Source organism: Stenotrophomonas sp. PS02301 (genome assembly GCF_029959485.1).
GTDB lineage: Bacteria > Pseudomonadota > Gammaproteobacteria > Xanthomonadales > Xanthomonadaceae > Stenotrophomonas > Stenotrophomonas maltophilia_Z.
In genome coordinates this window covers 100304-119106 of record NZ_JASCOO010000002.1, presented here as the reverse complement: position 1 = coordinate 119106, position 18803 = coordinate 100304, and the positions used below count along the sequence as shown (strand labels likewise).

The following is an 18803-nucleotide window of genomic DNA, read 5'->3' as shown; positions in this document are numbered from 1 at the left end:
GCGCGGATCTAACCGCGCCGCCCTTCTGCGTTGTGAAGCAGCGCGTCGTTGCGCGCCACCGTCCATGCCCGCAACCCCATCACGGCCAGGCCGACGAACACCAGATACAGCACCGCGGTCACGTGCAGTGACTTGACCATGTACATGCCGACGTAGACAACGTCGACCAGGATCCACAGCCACCATGCGGCCGTGTGACGCCGAGCCTGCCACCACTGGGCGACCAGACTCAGCGCAGCCAGCATTGCATCCAGCCACGGCAACGCTGCATTGGTGAGGAAGTGCATCGCCGCGCCGAGCGCGATGCCGAAGGCGACGCCGATGCCGAGGTCACGCCACATGGCCGCCCGCGCCAGCGGCATGATCGCGACCCGGCCATCGTCCTCCACCTGCCCACGCCAGCGCACCCAGCCGTAGACCAGGAAGCCACCGAAGACGACCTGCAGCAGCGTGTCCGAGTACAGCCGGGCCTCGGCGAAGACCAGCGCGTACAGCGCCACCGAGATCAGCCCGACCGGCCAGGCAAGGGGCACCCGGCGCGTCATCAGCCACACGCCGAGCATGCTGACACCGGCCGCCGACCATTCCAGGATCGCCGGGTTCATAGCGCGAACGTGACCGACAGCCTGGCCTGACGCGGTGCGCCCGGGAACAGGTAGTAGTCGCCAGAGCTGCTGCCGGTATCGCGCCAGTAGAAGCGGTTGAACAGGTTGTCCACCGAGAGATTCCAGGTCACCGGATGCTCAGCCAGCTGATGCTTGAAGCGCAGGCCGGCGTCGAACACGCTGTAGGCCGGTGCGCTCACGCGACCATCAGCAGTGGCCACGTTGGAGGCCGCGTAACGCCATCCGCCGGTCAGCCCCAGGCCGGTCACGAACGGCAGCTGGTACTCCGCGTGCACGGTCGCGCGCGTCTTGGGCACGTTGATCAGCTGGTGGCCCTCGTAATCCGGCGTGCCGGCATCGCGTGCGCGGGCGCGCAGCACACTGGCGCTGGCGGTCAGCGACAGGCGCTCGGTGAGCTGGCCCTGCGCGGTGAGTTCCAGCCCGGTATGGGTCTGCTGCCCCTCCTGGACGAAGGTGTAGCCGGCATCACTGCCGTCCGGCTTGGCGTACTGGAACGGCTGCGAAGTGCGGAACAAAGCGGCACCCAACGTCAGCGCATCGCTGGACACATACTTGACGCCCACTTCGGTCTGGCGCGACAGCACCGCAGGCAGGAACGTGCCTTCGTTGGACGTCCAGAACGGCGCTTCCTGGCCAAGCGAAATACCCCGCACGTAGCTCACATAGGCGTTGACCTCGTCGGTCGCCTTCCAGACCAGCGCGGTCTGCGGCAGGAAGCGCGACAGGCGGCTGTGCCGCTCGGGGTTGCCACGCTTGTCGTAGGCACGCTCGTCCAGGCGCACGAAACGCCCACCGGCCAGCCACTGCCAATCGCCGAAGCTCATCCGGTCCAGTGCGAATACCGCCGTCTGCGCGCTGTCCAGACGCCGCGCGGACGGGCCCGGCATCAGCGGCGACGGTTCGAACTGCGGCACCTGTGCATCGTGGATGTTGGCGGTGCCCACGTATTCGTTGACGTTGCGGCGCTTGTCCACGGTGCGCTCGAAACGGTCAGCACCCACGCTCAGCGCGTGCCGGATATCGCCGGTGGCGAACCTGCCGCGCAGTTCGCCACGGAATTCCAGGTTGCGGCGGGTATCGTCCGGGCTGCGGTAATCGTAGATGTCGTAGTCGCCATTGGGCGCGAAGTAGTTGCCCGGCACGCTGCCATCGGCACATTCGGCGGCGTAGTAGCAGCCGTAGGCGAAGGCGACGTTGTCGTCGATCACCGAGCGGCTGTAGCTGGCCGATACCCGCGACTGCCAGCCCGGGCTGAAATCGTAGGTATGCAGCGCGGTCAGGTTGGTGCTGTCGATGCCGACCGGCCGCTGCCAGGCCTGATAGCCCAGCAGGTGTTTGCGGTCCACGCCGCGCGGCAGCTCGGTGGCCCCCAGCAGCTGATAGCCCGAGGCCGAGCGCTGCGCGCTGGTCTGGTAGTTGGCATCCACTTCCAGCTTGCCGCGTTCGCCGATGAGCCAGTCGGTGGCCAGCGAGTAGAAGTTGCGGCGGCCGTCGGCATGGTCGATGTAGGAGTCGGTGTCTTCCCACGCGGCATTGAAGCGCACGCCGAAACGCGGCGACAGCCAATGGCCGAGATCCACCGCGGTGTAGCGCGAGCCTTCCGAATTGGTGCCGAGGGTGACGTTGCGGACCTCGGCCGGGCGCTTGCCCACGTAATTGATGATGCCGCCGGGCGCCATGACGCCCGCGGCGAGGCCGGCCTCGCCTTTGAGGATCTCCACCGACTGGATGTTCTCCAGCGCCAGGCGTTGCTCGCCGGTGATGGACAGCCCGTTGAAACGGTAGCCGGTACCGGTATCCAGCGGGAAACCGCGGATCGCGATGTTCTGGTAGTAACCGACCGGTGCATAGCTGTCGCCCAGCGAGGCATCGTTGCTGGCCAGCTCGGACAGCGTACGGATCTGGCGGCTGTCCAGCAGGTCGCGATCCAGCACGTTCACCGACGCCGGGGTGCTCTTCCAGTCACCCGCGCCGAAACTGCTGGTCTGCGTGGCGGTGGCTGCCGGCTGATGCGCCTGCACGCGCACGGCGGCAAGCTCGGTCGGCGAGCGCTCGGGCGCATCGGCGAGATCGTTGGCATGAAGAGGCAGCGCGGCGCAGAGGGCGGCGGACAACAGCGTGGGGCGGAAGCAACGGTTCATTCGATTCGTCATCAGCTGGGGGAGACGAAGCGAAGGCGCGCACGCGCACCGACCCATCACGGCGGTATGCCTGCTGCTCAAAGCTCCCTACGCCGGTGCAAACCGGATCAGGTTCCAAGGGACTCTCTCAGCCTGGTTTCGCCAGGCACCCCCGCTTCTGTGACTATTTCACTACAAACCGTACGGATTTGCGAGTCTGTCCTCAGGCGGCGGCGTGCAGCGCCTTCAGCAGGCCCTGCCCCGCCGCGGTGCTGAACCAGTCAGCATGCCCGAGCAGGAAGGTGTGGTAGGCCACGTCGGCATTGGCCGGGGAGTGGGTCACGGCCTCGAAGTACTCCACTTCCGAGAGTGCGAAATCCAGCTGCACGATCGGCAGCAGATCGGCCAGCCGGTGTACGCGCTCGGCAGACAGCGGCACGATCCCGCGGTAGCCGGCCAGCAGCGCCAGTGCGATATCCACGCGCACCGCCGCCTCGCCGTTTTCCAGCGCCAGCCAGGCAATGGCGTTGCGTTCGATGGCGGTGGCCAGATCGAACAAGGCACTGGTCGGTGAGGCCAACCCAAGATCGAGCACCGTATCGACCACGGTGGACCTGCCGTCCTGGCGCCACAGCAGATTGGACACGTGCCAGTCGTTGTGCGCCCACAGGCGCGGTTCGGCCTGCAGCCGCTCGGCCAGGCCGTCATGCCATGGCAGCACCGCCCGCTGCAGATCGGCCTGCCAGTCCTGCCGCGCAAGATAGGCCGCCAACCCGGGGCGATCGTCGAGCCCGGCCTGGAGGGCGGCGATGGGATCGGCGGCACGGATCAGGTCATCGCGGGCGACCAGCAGATGGGTGCTGCGCTGGGGCGCGTGGTAGGTGGCCGATGCAAGATGCAGTCTGGCCAGCATCCGCCCTGCTTCGTGCGCCTGCGCGGTATCGGTCAACAGCGTCCAGGAGGGCGCATCGCGGTACAGATCCTGGCCATGGCCCACGCCATGCAGTTCGTAGGTCCACCCCTCGTGCTCCACCGCAGTGGCGCCATCGCGGTCACGCAGCACCTCGACGACGGGCACGCCGTGGTCGGCCAGGTGCTGGATGAAACGATGCTCTTCGCCCAGGCCAGCCGCACTGCGGACGCTGCCATGGTGGCGCTTGACGAACACCCGGCCCGCGTCGCTCTCGACAATGGCCGCGGCGGACATCGGTCGCGGGCTGTGCCACAGCAGCCGGCACGCGCCCGCCAGCGGCGCGAAGCGTTCGCTGAGCCAGGTGATCTCGCGGTCGGTGATGGCGGGCCAGTCGGCGGCCACCTCATCGTTGTTGAGGCCTTGGACGCGGTGGGTGCTGTTGCTCATGGGATGACGGGTCGATGACGGCGAAAAGGCACGCTGTCACCAGACAGTGGGCGCGGCGAGGATACCAAGCCACGCCCGGCCAGGGGGGAACAGATGCGTCCCGTCAGCGCTTGCCGTCACCCTGCTTCGTTGCGGCGGGCGTGGCCGGCAGCAGCCGCGGCTGCTCCGCATACCAGTCGCGGGCCCCGGCAAGGTGCCACTTGCGCTGCTCGCCCTGCAGCTCGATGCCGGCCCCCAGCACGCCCCAGCGCAGGTAGAGATCGCCACGCCGCTTGCCATGACTCAGATCCAGCCGCGCCTGCAGGGACAGTCGCTCGTTCTCGGCCTGCAGATCCTCCACGATCAGCTCGCCACTTCGCCAGCGCAGTTGCCCACTGGCCTGCACCTCCCCGGAATCCAGCATCCCGAGCACCCAGCGCGGGTATTCGCTGCGCTGGGCGAACACGCCGAGCAACGGCCCGGCATCGCGCAGGCGCAGGTCGGCCAGGCCATCCACCTGGAACGGCGCGGCCGCATCGATGTGGCCACTGCGGATCGCCACCTTGCCCCACCAACGCCCGTCACTCTTTTCATCGCCGACGTGGATGTTGCGCAGGTCCACCGTGGTGCCACCGAGATCAAACTGGCGGCTGTCGAAATCCGCACGCTGCAGACGCGCCTGCAGCTGCGCATCGCCGCGCATCGCGATGCCCGCCACGCTGAGCCGGGCTCCGGTGCCACGAAGATCGGCACTGCCCTTGCCTACCCGGCCGGAGGCATCCAGCGACACATCACCGCTGAGCAGACCGGTACCGCCGAGCAGGCGCACGTTGTCGTTGCCCAGATAACGGTTGTAGGCGGTGAGGTCGGGCACCCGCGCATCGGTGAAGCGCAGCTGGGCGCGCATGCCGTCGCTCAACTGCTTCAACCGCGCATCCCCGCGCAGGGTCAGCGCCAGTTGGCGGCCATCGAACAACACCGCCTTCGGCGCGTTGGTTGGCGCAGCCTGGAAGCGCGGGATCTGCACCTTCAGCTCCGCCTGCGGCGGTTCGCCTTCCACGATCCGCCCCTGTGCGTGGGCGTCGCCGCGCATCCGGACCCCTGCAACCTCGGCCACGGCGGCCACCTGCGGGATATCCACCGTGCTGCCCGGCGCCAGTTCACCGTCGGCAATGACGACGTCTGCCTTGAGCAGTCCACCGCCGTCGAGATGGAACCAGGGTTTCTTCACGAACAGATCGCTGATCCAATTGAGCGACTGGAACTGCCAGGCGCCCTGCACGTTGCCAGACAGCCGTGGAAGCAGTTCGGCCGGGGCCTGGAACGGAATCTTCCGGCCGGTCACGCGCAGATCGGCATTGAGTTCGCTGCCCGTTTCCGGGTCACGCGGGAGCCGCGCTTGGACCCGCATGTCCTGCGCCACGTCCAGCTGCAGTGCCAGCAGACCGCGGTCATCGGCGTGGACGCCGGCATGCAGCGGCAGCCGCCAGACCAGTCGGCTGCCGGGGCGCAGCGCGCCTTCCTCCAGCGTTACATCCGCGGTCAGGCGCGCGTTGGAAACCGCGCTGCCCACCTTGACATGCGGGCCACCCGTATCGATGCGAAGGCCCTGGCTGCGCGCGTCGATCTGCAGCTGCGCCCAGGTGATGCCGAGTTTCTGCAACCCCGGCGCGTCGTCACGATAGTGCCGCGGGAAGTGGAAGCGCGCGGCGATCTGGGCATCGTCCAGCACATTGACCCCGTCGAAACTGACCTGGGCATCATCGAAGCCGGCCGTGGAATCAAACAGCTCCGACGGCCCGCCCTTGAGCTGCTTGAGGAAACCGACATTGCCGCGCCCCTGGCCGACGATCAGCAACTTGCCGAAGCGCCCACTGCGGATCGTCTCGCTGTGGATCGCATCGAAGCGCAGGGTCCAGCCGCAGTCACCCCGCGGCGGCGGTGGGATGGCCTTTTCGACACGCTCGACCTCGGCTTCAACCCCCGTGGCATCAATGCGCGGAATGCGCACTTCCTTGCGCAACAGCGCTGGCAGATCGATCCAGGCACTCGCCCGGTCGGCGCGGAACACATACTGCGTTCGATTGGCCTGGCCACGCATCCGGATATTCCAGACCACGGCCTGCCCGGGCATCAGGGTCAGCGCGGGCCCGGTCTGCATCGTGAATTTTTCAGGTTTGCGGTTGGTCACCGCATCGAACAGCGGCGTATTGAGGAACACATTGCCCGCCAGCAGGTACAGCGCATACAGCGCCAGCAGCGACAGCAACGCCACGCGCCACGGCCGGGGCCAGCGCTGCACGCGCTCGGGAATCAGGGGCATGTGGGTCCGCAACAGGAAGCAGGATGACGGCCCACTATCGGCAAGATGCAGCCGTCATCGCGTGAAGGCCCTGCCGCAAGACCTTTCATGACCCGACCACGGCTCAGGAACGTCGTGCTGCCTGCTGCGCCTGGAAGAACGCTACCGTCGGGGCCAGGCCCAGATGCGAAAGCTGGGTCGCAGCGCCCTCGGCCGAGCCCTGCGCAGCCTCGATGACGCGCTCGAACATGTGCGCCTCGTAGGCTGCCACGGCGCGCTGCCAGTCCGGCCCCTGACCGAGTTGCGCGGCCAGCTCCGCGGCATCCAGCATCGCCGCGTTGACACCCTCACCGCCGAAGGGGGACATCAGGTGCGCCGCATCGCCGATCAGGGTCAGCCCCGCACGTGGATTCCAGCGGTGTCCGACCGGCAGCGCGTGGATCGGACGCGCCACGAATCTGGTGTTGCAGGCCCGGAACAGGTCGCGGATCGTTTCGGCGAATCCCTCGAATTCTTCCAGCAGTGACGTGCGCATCGCCTCGGGCGAGGTGAAATCGAACCGCGTCGCCGCCCAGTCGACGGGGACGCGGAACACCGCGTAGCCGCGCACGTGCGAATGGCCGTTGCGCTGGGCGATGATCATGCGGCCGTCGCCTTCGATGCCGACCTTGCCGCGACCGACCAATGCAGCCAAGCCGGGATGGGCCCGGTCGATGTCGTCGATGCCGAACTCGATGAAGGTCAGCCCGCTGTACTGCGGCCGATAGGGCGAGAGTAACGGGCGCACCCTGGACCAGGCGCCGTCGGCGCCGATCACCAGATCGAACGGTCCTTCCACACCGGTGTCGAACACCAGCTCCCAGCGGTCGTCCGCACTGCTGCGTACGTCCACCAGTCGCCTGCCCCACTGAAGGGTGTCGGCAGGAAGCGAATCGATCAACAGAGCGCGCAATGCCGTGCGATCGACCTCGGGGCGGCTGCGATCGGCGCCTTCGTTGTCCTCGAACAGCACCTGACCGGTCTTGTCGAGGAGGCGCTCGCCCTGGTCGTCGTGCCGTGCGATCGCCTCGAATGCCGCGCTGAGTCCGGCACGCTCAAGCGCCAGCAGGCCGGACTCGGCGTGCAGGTCCAGGCTGCCCCCTTGCGGGCGTTCATCGGGATCGCGCTCGGCCTCATAGACGGTACTCGGCAGACCGTGGGTGTGGAGAATCCGCGCCAGGGTCAGGCCTGCGGGGCCGCCGCCGACGATGGCAATACGAGGGGGGCTGGGCATGGCATCCATCCGGGACTAACATAGGGGCCTATATTTATAGATAGCCACCTATGGAAAGTCAATCCTCACCTCCCCCGCTGTCCACCGACAAGCCCCTCAAGCTGCTGGGCGTGGCCTACCGCGGCTTCCAGAGGATCGTGGATGCACCGTTGCGCGAACTGGGTTTCGCGATGAGCCAGCTCCCCGTCCTGGTGTCACTGAAGCATGGCAACGCCCTGCCGCAGAGCGAACTTGCCCGGATCGCCGGTGTCGAGCAGCCGAGCATGGCGCAGCTGCTCAATCGCATGGAGCGCGACGGGCTGATCCAGCGTCGCCCGGACCCGGACGACCGCCGCAGCCGGTTGATCGCGCTGACCCCGCAGGCACGCGAACGGCTGCCTGCCGCACAGGCGGTCATGGAAGCGGCCAGCGCAACAGCGACCGCCGGTTTCAGCGCCGCCGACATGGCGCAGTTGCAGTCGCTGATGGTGCGCCTCAACGCCAACCTCGAGGCGAGCGGCTGATCAGGCCAGGCTGATCGCATCCATCAGCGCGGCCGTTGCTGATCGGCCACCCGGAGGTCGGGACGCGCCTGACCCGCACGGTCCTGCGGCCAAGGCTGGATCGCAAGCCTGCTGCCACGGCAGGCATCCACGTCCTGGTAGACCTGGGTCCTGCCGTTGACGAAGGTGAAGCGCAGATCGAAGCGGCAGCCCTCGCCAGCCAGGTCCACCGTCACCGCATCGCCGCCCCCGGACAGCCTGCGCACCAACGCACGGGGCGCGAACGCGTCACTGCCGGCAGGCGCGACCTCCACCGCACTCACGCTGTCATGCGCGCGGTTGACCAGGGTCAGATAACGGGCGTTGGCAGCGCCGGCAAGCGGTACCGTCATGGTGGAGAGCAGTCCGGCAAGGGCAACGGCGCGGGTCAGGGTCATGGCAGCGGTCTCCAGCAAGGAAGGGATACCGGCAGCGGCTGCATCGCAGGGCGCGTTCCGGTCGTCCCATCTCGCCGTCGCGACGGCGGCCCGGCAACCGGTCCGGGACCAATCGTCGCCACGCGCGGACCAATCGTAATGAGGCCTCATGGCGCTTCCCGCACGCACGTCCGCCTGCCTAAGATGACGTCCGCCAGAAGCGCCTGGCCCGGAACCCACCATGCACATTCGCCTCGGCAGCACCCGGATTCGCCTGTCCCGCTACCTCGCCCTGTGGACGGCGGTGGCCGTGGTGTTCGCCCTGCAGACCTCGATCAACGCCGGCCTGCCGAACAGTCAACAACCCCTCTGGGATCTCCTGCGCTGGTCGCTGATCCAGTGGTACACGTGGGCTGCCCTGGCACCCACGGTCTTCCGCCTCGCCGAGCGCTTTCCAGTACGCGGCAGCGGGCGCCTGCACGGGCTGGGCGCACAGGTGGTGGCCAGCCTGTGCATGACGTTCATTGCGATGGTCGTGGGTGCGATGGTCTCCACCCTGTTCGAGCCCAGCGGTTTCTTTCAGCAGTTGGGCTACTTCCTGGAGCAGCACTTCGCCATCGGGCTGCTGACCTACTGGACGCTGTTCGCGATCCAGCAGGCCATCCATTTCCATGCCGAAAAAGCCCGGCGCGAACTGGAAGCCAGCCAGCTGGCCACCGAGCTGGCGCAGTCGCGGTTGCTCTCGCTCAAATCCCAGCTGCAGCCGCACTTTCTGTTCAACACGCTGCACGCGATCATTACCCTGCTCGACGAGGACAAGGTCTCGGCCGAAGACATGTTGCTGCGCCTGAGCGAACTGCTGCGCGCCTTCCTGGAAGACTACGACGGCCAGGAGATCAGCCTGCGCCAGGAACTGGACCTGATCGAGCTGTATCTGGGCATCCAACGCACCCGCTTCAAGGATCGGCTCACCACCCGCACGTATATCGCCCCGGACACGCTGGCCTGCGCGGTGCCCAGCCTGATCCTGCAGCCGCTGGTGGAGAACGCGCTACGCCATGGCATCGGCCAGCGCGTGGGCAGCGACACCATCGAGATCGAGGCTCGCCGCGATGGCGACACGCTGTGCATCGAAGTGCGCAACCGCAACAGCACCCTCTCGGCCGAACCGACCGCATCGGCGGGGCACGGCATCGGCATGTCCAACACTCGCCTGCGCCTGAAGGAACTGTACGGCGATGCCGCCGAGGTAAGGCTGGACCTGATGTGGCCGGAAGGTGTCGTGTGCCGCATCCGCGTTCCGTTCCGGGAACTGGAGATCGCCGACGATGCACCGGAATTCTTCCCGGGCACTGCGCCGGCATGAGCCTCACCGTCCTCGTGGTCGATGATGAGCCGATCGCGCGGCATGCGGTCATCCGGTTGCTGCGCGATGATGCGGATATCGAGATCGTCGGCGAATGCGGCGATGGCGTATCGGCGGTCAACGCCATCCGCAACCAGTCGCCGGACCTGGTGTTCCTGGACATCCAGATGCCGGCGATCACCGGCCTGGACGTGGTCGCCACCATCGGTGCCGAGCGGATGCCGGCCACCGTGTTCGTCACCGCCTACGAGCAGTACGCCGTGAAGGCTTTCGAAGCCAATGCCGTGGACTATCTGGTCAAACCGTTCAGCCGTGAGCGCTTTGCCGCCACATTGCAGCGTGCCAAAGCGCGGTTGTCCACATCCGCCGCGTTGGGCGCACAGGCCTCGACGCAGATCCTGCAGGCGTTGGATGCGCTGCGGCAGCGTGACGACTACCTGCAGCGCATCCCGGTGCGCGTGGATGAGCATGTGGTGCTGGTGGCGGTCGATGACATCGTCTGGATCAAGGCGGCGCGCAACACGGTGGAGATCCACCTGGTCGGGCACATGCATGAGCTGCGCGAGACCATGGCCACCCTCGCCGCCCGGCTGGACCCGCGGCACTTCGCGCGCGTGCATCGCTCGGCGATTGTCAATGTGCGCCGGGTCAAGGCGATCCACCCCTGGTTCAACGGCCACCACGTGGTGACCATGGACACCGGTCAGCAGCTGCGCATGAGCCGCTATCAGAACGAGGCGTTTCTCAAGCTGGTGTCCACCCGTAGCGAATGAGGCCGCCGAGCATGGCCCGGCGGCCCGGCTCAGTCGGGCATCCGCTCGCCCGTGCGCAGAGTCAGGACCTCAACGCCATCGGCGGTCACCAGCACCGTGTGCTCGGCCTGCGCCGACAGCTTTCCATCACGGGTGGTCACGGTCCAACCGTCGTCGCTCATGTCGATGGCGGCGCGGCCCTGGTTGATCATCGGCTCGATGGTGAAGGTCATGCCTTCCTCCAGTTCCAGCCCATCGCCACGCCGACCGTAGTGCAGCACCTGCGGCTCTTCGTGCATCTCCTGACCGATGCCATGACCGCAGAATTCGCGCACCACGCTGTAGCCATGCGCTTTTGCATGCTGCTGGATCGCAAAACCGACGTCGCCCAGCGTCGCGCCCGGGCGCACCACGCCGATCCCCTTCCACATGGCTTCGCGGGTCACACGCACCAGCCGCTTGGCCGCGTAGTCCACCTCGCCGATCAGATAGGTCTTGCTGGAATCGGCGATGTAACCGTCCTTCTCCAGGGTGATGTCCAGGTTGACGATGCTGCCGCTGCGCAGGATCACATCCGCTGAGGGCACGCCGTGGCAGACCACGTTGTCGATCGAACTATTGAGTACGTAGGCAAAGCCGTACTGGCCCTTGCTCGCCGGGCGGGCGTGCAGCTGATCGACGATGAAACGCTCGACCCAATCGTTCACCTGCAGCGTGCTCATGCCCTCCAGCGGCAGCTCGTCCAGCGCGTCGAACACCTGCGCCAGCAGGCGTCCCGATGCGCGCATCAGCGCCTGTTCTTCAGCGGTCTTGATCATGCTTCGGCCACCCGCAACGCGCCCGGTTCGACCCCGGCGGCACGCAGTTCACGGCTGACGATCTCCTGGTAGCTCATACCCGGATTCATCTCGCACAGCATGCCGATCTTGATCCAGAACCCCGCCTGGGCATTGATCGAGCGGCCCGAGACGCCGCTGGCGCGGCGCAGGTTGTCGTGCAGTTCGTCATCGATGTTGACGATGCCCATGGGCGAGCCCTCTGAAGTGATATACACATCATATATGTTTCGTATATCGCATGAGAAGGCCCGCCCCGGATCGCTCAGCCGGTGTAGGCCGTTGCCTCGATCTCGAACAGCATGCCGTCCAACGCAAGCCGCGGCACCGGGATGAGCGTGCAGGTCGGCGCACGACCCAAGGGCCAGCGGCGGCCGATCTGATCCGAGAGGATGCCGAGCCGGTCCTGATCGTGATCCACCACCAGCACGGTCAGCTTGGCCACGTCGGCCAGGGTGGCACCGGCCGACGCCAGTGCGAGGCTGAGGTTGTCCAGCGCCTGGGCGACCTGCGCCTCGAAGCGCGGCGACAACGCGCCATCGGCGGTCTCCCCGCCCTGCCCGGCGATGTGGATCACGCGGGCCGGCAGCCGTATCACCGCAACGTGGGAATAGCCGTTCGCGGTCGGGTCGTACAAACCGGACGGATTGATGAAGCCGAACAGGCCGGCGGGCGCAACAGGGGCATAGGTCAACATGGGGGGAGACGTCGTCGGGGAGTGGGTGCGCAGTCTCCGGCCTCAACCGAGGTTGAGGTCAACGCAGCGCCTTGGAACGCTGCGGCGCTGTCGTTGACGTTCCGCTTGCGCGCCTCAGGTCCAGGCCGGATCGGCCGTGAAATCGATGGTCAACCAGAACTCACTGCCGCGCGCATCCAGGCGCTCGGCGATCTCATCACGCAGCCGATCCACATTGCCGATGTTGCCGATCACCGTTTCCGGGTGAGTGAGGATGTGAATTTCGACGAACCGCATGCGGCCCATCTTGGCCACGTGGCTGGTGAAATCCAGATAGCCGTGCTCGGCGACGAAGTCCTTCATCACCGCCTGGACGCGCGCATCCAGCGTATCCGGCGCCACCTGCAGCACTTCGCGCATGGCCTTCCAGGCGCTGCGCAGCGGTACCGGCAGCACCGCGACACTGATCGCGGCCAGCACCAGTGGATCCAGGTAGGGAATCCAGTGGGCATGCTCACCACCGCGCAGCAGCAGCGCGATCGCAAACGCCAGCACCACGGCCAGGCTCATCAGCCCGCTGAGCAGCCAGGCGCGCACGTCCAGCCACAGCAGGGCCGAATGCAACTGCATCGCACGGGTACGCACGAACGCCGCCATGGCCAGATTGCTCACGCACAGTACGGCGGCCCACAGCAGCGCAGGCCCCGCCTTGACCTCATGCCCCCCGGTGGTCAGCCCGATCACCGAGTTGGCCAACGCATAGATGCAGGCCAGCGACAGGATCGCCCCGCCAAGCGCCTCCACCATCGGCTCCAGGTGCCAGTAGCCATACTGGAAGCGCGGGCTTTCTTCCCGCGCCACCAGCCGCAGCACCGACAACGCCACCAGGGTCAGCGCCACGTCCACCAGGCTGTAGACACCGTCGAACAGAATCGCCTGCGACCCCACCAACAGGCCGCCGATGAAGCCGATGGCGCTGACCGCCATCGTCACCCCGATGGAGAATGTGAGGACCCGCTGCTCGCGTGCTGTATCCATCGCTGGCCGAGGGTCCTCCGCGCGGGCGTCAGACCTTCAGCACCTCCACCTTGTAGCTCGGCGCATCGCCGTCGGTATCGATGATAAGCCCGTGCACATCCGACTCGAAGCCCGGGAAGCGCGCATTCTGCTCGCGGGCGATCCGCAGCGATTGGATGATCGGCTCATCGCTGGCGCCGAAGCGCTCGCCCGGCATGATGGTCGGGATGCCCGGCGGGTAGGGCACCAGCATGGTGCCGGCGATGCGGCCGCTGATCTGCTCGATGTCGACCCGTTCGATCTGGCCGCGGACCAGATGGTCGTAGGCCTCGGCCGGGGTTATCACCGGCTCGGGCAGGTCCACGTACATCGCGCGCATCACCTGGGCCACGCCGAACTCTTCGTTGAAGGCGTGCAGCGCATCGCACAGATCGCGCAGACCCCAGCCGGCGTAGGCGATCGGGAACTCGGCGGCGAGCTGCGGCAGCGCACGGGTCAGCGGCGCGTTGCCGTCGTAAAGCTCCTTGAACGCCATCAGCTCGGTGACCAGGGTGCTCCACTTGCCCTTGGTGATGCCCATCGAGAACAGGAACAGCACCGAGTACAGGTTCGTTTTTTCCACGGTGATGCCACGCGTCCACAGGAACTTGCTCAGTACCGCAGCCGGGATACCCCGCTTGCCCATTTCGCCGTCCATCGACAGCCCGGGCGTGAGCAGGGTCACCTTGATCGGATCGATCAGCACGTAGTCGTCGACCAGGCCATCGAAGCCGTGCCAATGCGCATCCGGCTGCAGGTACCACTCGCTGCGCTTGGCCACCATCGGGGCCGGGGCATCGCCCTTGGCCAGCGAGCGCTCCAGCTTGTCCGGCTGCCAGACGCTGAACCACCAGTCGTCGCGGCCCAGGTCCTCGCGCACGTGCAGCATCGCGCGGCGGAAGGCGATCGCTTCGTCATGCATCTCCTGCACCAGCGATTCGCCTGCCGCGCCCTCCATCATCTTGGAGGCCACATCGCAGGCCGCGATCACCCCGTAATGCGGGCTGGTCGTGGTGTGCATCATGAAGGCTTCGTTGAAGCGCTCGGCATCCAACTCGCGGGACGCCGCATTGCGCACGTGGATCATCGAGGCCTGCGAGAACGCGGCCAGCAGCTTGTGCGTGGAGTGCGTGGTGAAGATGATCGCATCCTGCTCGCGCGGCTTGCCCTTGGCCATGCCGTAATGGTTCTCGTAGAACGGATGGAACGCGGCGTAGGCGTACCAGGCTTCGTCGAAATGCAGGAAGTCCACCGCGCTGCCGATCTCCTCGGCGATCTTCTCTGCGTTGTAGCAGAGCCCGTCATACGTCGAGTTGGTCACCACCGCGATGCGCGGCTTGGACCCGGCCTTGTACGCCTTGCTGGCCAGCGGGTTGGCGGCGATGGCCTGTTGCAGCGCCGCGGGGGTGAACTGATCCAGGCTGATCGGGCCGATGATGCCGTGTGCGTTGCGGCTCGGGGTGAAGTACACCGGAATTCCCCCGGTCATGATCAGCGAGTGCAGCAGCGACTTGTGGCAGTTGCGGTCGACGAACACCACATCGCCGCGCCCCACGGTCCCGTGCCAGACGATCTTGTTGGCAGTGGAGGTGCCGTTGGTGACGAAGAAGGTATGGTCGGCGCCAAAGTTGCGCGCCGCCTCGTTCTCGGCCTCCTTGATCGGGCCGGTGTGGTCGAGCAGCGAGCCCAGTTCCGGCACCGAGATCGAGAGATCGCTGCGCAGCGTGTTCTCGCCGTAGAACTGGTGGAACGCACGCCCGACCGGCGACTTGGTGAACGCCACGCCGCCGGCATGCCCCGGCGTGTGCCAGGAGTAGTTGGACTCGGCGGTGTGGTGGATCAGGGCCTTGAAGAACGGCGGCAGCAGATTGGCCATGTAGTCTTCGGCCGCACGCATCACCTGGCGCGAGATGAAGCTCTTGGTGTCTTCGAACAGGAAGATGTAGCCGTGCACGAACTTCAGCAGCTTGCTCGGTACCTTCTCGATCGTGCGCCGTTCGCCGTACAGGAAGACAGGCAGGTTGGCGCGGCGGGCCGTCTGTTCGCGCAGGAAGCCCAGCAGGCGCTGGAACTGCTCCGGATTCTCCTCGGTGCCATCGATGGAGATCAGCACTGCCGAGGCCGCCACATAGGTGCGCGCACCGGCCTGCGCGTCGGCCAGGGTCAAGCCGCACAGCACGCGCTGGTCGTTCTTGCGCAGCTCGTCCACCAGCGCACGGATCAGGATGCCGCCGATGCGCGGGGATTCGTAGTCGTCGTCGATGACGATGATCGGGTAATCAAGGGACTTGAAGTACACAGGGATTCTCCTGGGGGAAGATCACGAAAGCGTCGTGCGGACGGCGGCGTCGAGCGCGGGCAGCTGGCCGCGCTGGCGGCGACGCTCCTCGCTGAAGAACGGATAGAACACCGTGATGAACAACACGAACAGGAAGGCGTACTGCACGATGTTGCCGGCCGAGCCGAAGATCGCCCACAGGCAGTACACGACGGTGACACTGGTCAGCAGCCAGAACGCGCCGGTATGCACCAGCGTGTGCGAGCGCTCCACCACGAAATAGCAGGCCACGCACGAGTAGATGTAGGGCAGCAGGGTCAGCACCACCGCGGCCGAGGTGATCACGTCGAACTGGGCCGAGGCGGTCTTGGAGGTGGAGGTGACCAGTACCGCCAGGGTCATCAGCACGGCCACGATCAGCACGCCTTTGACCGGCACATCATCCTTGTTGGTCTTGCTGAAGATGCTCGGGAACAGGCCGTCATCGGAGGCCGCCTTGGCACTCTGCGCGGTGAGCAGGATCCAACCGCCGAGCGAGCCGGCCGCACCCACGAAGGCACACAGGCTCACCAGCGCACCGCCCCAGCCACCCACCGCATTGGCAGCAGCCAGTGCAAACGGCGCATCGGAGACCTGCAGGTCGCCGTTGGGCACCATGCCCATGATCACCGAGGAGCTGGCGATGTAGGCGATCGCCGCCAGGAACACGCCGGCCAGCGTCGCGCGGGCCACGTTCTTCTCCGGGTTCTCCACCACCCCGGCGGTGACCGAAGCCGATTCCACGCCGATGAAGGCCCACAGCGTCAACGCCGCTGCGCTGGAGATCGCGCCGAAGTTGGATTCACCGGAGACGTTGTAGGCGCCCTTGAAAATGGTCGGATCGAAGAAGAACCAGCCGAAGATCGCGATGCCCAGGATCGGTACCAGGGCGAAGCTGGTGGTCACCGTCTGCAGCTTGCTGACGAACGACGGGCCGATGACGTTGGCGAAGCTCAGCGCCCACACCAGTGCCAGCACCGCGATGCAGCGCGGCAGCGGCTCGGAGAGGATCGGGAAGAAGTAGCTGAAGTAACCCACTGCCGCGATCGGGATGGCAACGTTGCCGATCCAGTTGGCGAACCAGTAGATGGTGTTGGTCTGGAAGCCCATGTAAGGGCCGAACCAATCGCGTGCATAGGCATACGGGCCACCGGCCTTGGGCGCGAGCCTGCCGAGCTTGGCGAACACGAACGCCAGCAGCAGCGCGCCGGCCGTGGTGATCAGCCAGCCCCAGATGGAGGCGGTGCCGATCTTGGCCAGGCTGGAGGGCAGCAGGAACACCCCCGACCCCATCATGTTGCCGGCCACCAGGAAGGTGGCACCGACGACCCCGATTTTCTTTGCTTGTGCCATGACGTTTGCTCCTTTGCCAGGCAGGGACCCGGTCGTGCCGGGCGGTGGGAGTTACTTGATGAAGTTGTATTGCAGGCTGCCCTGCAGCCGCATCGTGTCGCCGCGTTGCCCGCTTTGCTGTTCCAGTTGTCCGTAGAGCAGTTCCATGCCCATCGTCCAGGACGGTGCCGGGCTCCAGAGCAGGTTGAAGACGCCATAGCGGCTCTGGCGGAATGCATCGGCAGCCAGTGCCGCGTTGCGCCCGCTGGTGAGCTGGCCGTAGATCAGGTTCGAACGCCATAGCGGCGACCAGTAGTGCGTGTACCCGACGAAGCCGCCGTACAGCGACAGCGCCTGCAGGCGGCCATCGGCGGTCACCACCGCATCCATGCCCGAGCCGGTCAGGTCGGCTGTATAGCGGGCCAGGCCCTTGCCACCGAGCATCCCGAACAGCAGCAGGTCCTGCTCGCCCACCGCGGCCGAGCCACTGAGTTGCAGGCCACCGGCGAAACGGCGGCCATCCCCTGCATCGCCGTCGTAGCCCAGGCTGCGGGCGACCGCGCCCAGCTGCAGATGGCCCCAGTCGCGCTCCATGCGGGCGGTAACGGTGACATCCGGCAGTTGATCGGCCGGCATGATCCCCTCGGCGGGGGTGCTCAACTGGGTATCGGGATCTTCGGCAGCCACGGTCAGCGTGTTGCCCTTGCCCATCGCGAAGCTGTGGTGGATGCCGGCCACCAGCAGGTAGCCCGCCCCACCCGGCCCGGCGAAATCCAGCGTATCGGGCAGGCTGTCGGCATCCATGAAGGTCGAATAGCCATAGCCGGCGTAGGTATTGCCGAGCTGCCCGTAAGCATGGCGCAGGCGGAACTGATAGCTGTCGCTGGCGCCGAAGAAGTCGTTCTCCAGATAGAAGCGCAGGTTGCCATGGGTGGTCGGCCGCCGCGCTTCAAAGCTGAAGCGGGTCTGCTTGGCGTGCAGGGTGAAGTTGGAGACATCCCGGTGCGCACTGCCGACGGGGATCGAGGAGGTAATGAACTGCTCCTGGTCGCCGGCCGCGCGTGAATCAGCGATCGCATCGAGCTTGGCGTAGCCGCCGATGCGGATCAGGGTGTCGGTGTTGGGGATCGCGAAGAAGCCTTTCAGCTCGGGATCGGTCGGGCCAGCGGCGCTGTCCGGGCGGGATGCGGCGGTGGACGGATCCGCAACGGAGTCGCGTTGCGGGAGGATGGCCTGGCCCATGCCGGGCACCTGTGCCTGGGCGGTCAAGGGCGCTGGCGAGAGTGCGGGACGTGAGCCCATGCTCGGCGCAGGCGCCGCCGTGACCGTCGGTGACGCGGGCGGAGGTTTGCCGGATTCGATGGCCTGCAGGCGCGCTTCCATCTGTTCCAGCGCCTGCCGCAGCGTCTGGATGTCCTGCCGCAACGCGGCAGCCGAATCCTGCGCATATACCGGCGCCGCAGCCAAGGCTGCCACGCATGCGACCGTCAACACAGCCAAGCGCATCACGTCCTCCTTGAACCGTACACAGTCCCGCGGGTCCACACCGGCTGACGACCAGAACGTCGCAGGTGGTGAGCACGCAGCCCGGCACTGCAATGCGGGCGACCTCTGCCGACGCGCGGTCCGGTGGCGGTCACGCCATCGGACACATCGCCTGCATGGGTACGCTCGCACGGGATCCCCTCATCCCTGATGACCGCCGCGTTGACGCGCGGCAGCCAGCGCTCTGAGTACCAATCGCAAAGTGAGAACCCCGTGAACGTTCTCAGGCAGTTTTCTGACTGGGCGGCCACGCGTCCGCCTTGTGCGGGGAAATCCAGGAGATAGCGCATGCAGGGCAGCGTAGCGACGCAGGCGATTTCAGCCTTGATCCAAATCAAGCCGAATGCGACAGCGTGTGACGTCCC

Annotated in this window: 16 protein-coding genes and 1 riboswitch; of the genes, 3 read left to right on the top strand and 13 right to left on the bottom strand. The window is 66.4% G+C overall.

Annotated elements, in window-relative coordinates; translation table 11 throughout:
* Window positions 1–8: 8 nt before the first annotated feature.
* From pnuC to QMX81_RS01250, 5 genes are all read right to left on the bottom strand, one after another.
* A complete protein-coding gene (gene pnuC, locus QMX81_RS01270; protein WP_121037118.1) occupies window positions 9–605 on the bottom strand; it encodes a nicotinamide riboside transporter PnuC in 597 nt (198 codons plus the stop codon).
* Window positions 602–2767, bottom strand: coding sequence for a TonB-dependent siderophore receptor (locus tag QMX81_RS01265; protein WP_282257613.1), 2166 nt, complete (start codon window positions 2765–2767; stop codon window positions 602–604). The genes pnuC and QMX81_RS01265 overlap by 4 nt, the downstream gene beginning before the upstream one ends.
* A 67-nt stretch (window positions 2768–2834) precedes the next feature.
* A riboswitch (TPP riboswitch) is annotated at window positions 2835–2930 on the bottom strand.
* 39 nt (window positions 2931–2969) lie between these two features.
* A complete protein-coding gene (locus QMX81_RS01260) occupies window positions 2970–4106 on the bottom strand; it encodes a phosphotransferase (protein ID WP_282257612.1) in 1137 nt (378 codons plus the stop codon).
* Between the two features lie 103 nt (window positions 4107–4209).
* Complete coding sequence (locus QMX81_RS01255; RefSeq protein WP_282257609.1) at window positions 4210–6408, bottom strand: hypothetical protein; 2199 nt, start codon at window positions 6406–6408, stop codon at window positions 4210–4212.
* 103 nt (window positions 6409–6511) lie between these two features.
* Window positions 6512–7660, bottom strand: a complete 1149-nt coding sequence (locus QMX81_RS01250) for an NAD(P)/FAD-dependent oxidoreductase (RefSeq protein ID WP_282257606.1) — start codon at window positions 7658–7660, stop codon at window positions 6512–6514.
* A gap of 50 nt (window positions 7661–7710) precedes the next feature.
* Here QMX81_RS01250 and QMX81_RS01245 point away from each other — a divergent pair, with 50 nt between their 5' ends.
* Window positions 7711–8163, top strand: a complete 453-nt coding sequence (locus QMX81_RS01245) for a MarR family transcriptional regulator (protein ID WP_121037128.1) — start codon at window positions 7711–7713, stop codon at window positions 8161–8163.
* A 23-nt stretch (window positions 8164–8186) separates the two neighbouring features.
* Here the strand turns inward: QMX81_RS01245 and QMX81_RS01240 are convergent, their stop codons facing one another.
* Window positions 8187–8579 (bottom strand): hypothetical protein, encoded by a 393-nt coding sequence (locus QMX81_RS01240; RefSeq protein WP_121037130.1) that lies wholly within the window; start codon window positions 8577–8579, stop codon window positions 8187–8189.
* 220 nt (window positions 8580–8799) lie between these two features.
* Between QMX81_RS01240 and QMX81_RS01235 the strand changes: the two genes are divergently transcribed.
* Both QMX81_RS01235 and QMX81_RS01230 read left to right on the top strand, forming a co-directional pair.
* The gene (locus QMX81_RS01235; RefSeq protein WP_152151277.1) at window positions 8800–9924 is read left to right on the top strand and encodes a histidine kinase; all 1125 of its coding nucleotides are present in this window, start codon (window positions 8800–8802) and stop codon (window positions 9922–9924) included.
* On the top strand, window positions 9921–10697 hold the full coding sequence (locus QMX81_RS01230; protein WP_121037134.1) for a response regulator: 777 nt from the start codon (window positions 9921–9923) through the stop codon (window positions 10695–10697). The genes QMX81_RS01235 and QMX81_RS01230 overlap by 4 nt, the downstream gene beginning before the upstream one ends.
* 29 nt (window positions 10698–10726) lie before the next feature.
* Here the strand turns inward: QMX81_RS01230 and map are convergent, their stop codons facing one another.
* From map to QMX81_RS01195, 7 genes are all read right to left on the bottom strand, one after another.
* A complete protein-coding gene (map, locus tag QMX81_RS01225; RefSeq protein WP_282257602.1) occupies window positions 10727–11494 on the bottom strand; it encodes a type I methionyl aminopeptidase in 768 nt (255 codons plus the stop codon).
* Window positions 11491–11703, bottom strand: a complete 213-nt coding sequence (locus QMX81_RS01220; RefSeq protein WP_088433419.1) for a ParD-like family protein — start codon at window positions 11701–11703, stop codon at window positions 11491–11493. Before QMX81_RS01220 ends, map begins: the two co-directional genes overlap by 4 nt.
* A 74-nt stretch (window positions 11704–11777) precedes the next feature.
* Entirely contained in the window at window positions 11778–12209 is a 432-nt protein-coding gene (locus QMX81_RS01215) for a RidA family protein (RefSeq protein ID WP_282257596.1), read from the bottom strand.
* A 114-nt stretch (window positions 12210–12323) separates the two neighbouring features.
* Window positions 12324–13226 (bottom strand): cation diffusion facilitator family transporter, encoded by a 903-nt coding sequence (locus QMX81_RS01210; protein ID WP_152151273.1) that lies wholly within the window; start codon window positions 13224–13226, stop codon window positions 12324–12326.
* Window positions 13227–13254: 28 nt separating this feature from the next.
* Window positions 13255–15543, bottom strand: coding sequence for an Orn/Lys/Arg decarboxylase N-terminal domain-containing protein (locus QMX81_RS01205; protein WP_282257594.1), 2289 nt, complete (start codon window positions 15541–15543; stop codon window positions 13255–13257).
* A gap of 21 nt (window positions 15544–15564) precedes the next feature.
* Window positions 15565–16914 carry an arginine/agmatine antiporter gene (adiC, locus tag QMX81_RS01200; RefSeq protein WP_121037144.1) on the bottom strand — a complete coding sequence of 450 codons (1350 nt, stop codon included), beginning with the start codon at window positions 16912–16914 and terminating at the stop codon, window positions 15565–15567.
* Between the two features lie 51 nt (window positions 16915–16965).
* A complete protein-coding gene (locus QMX81_RS01195) occupies window positions 16966–18399 on the bottom strand; it encodes a DcaP family trimeric outer membrane transporter (protein ID WP_282257593.1) in 1434 nt (477 codons plus the stop codon).
* Between the last annotated feature and the right edge of the window lie 404 nt (window positions 18400–18803).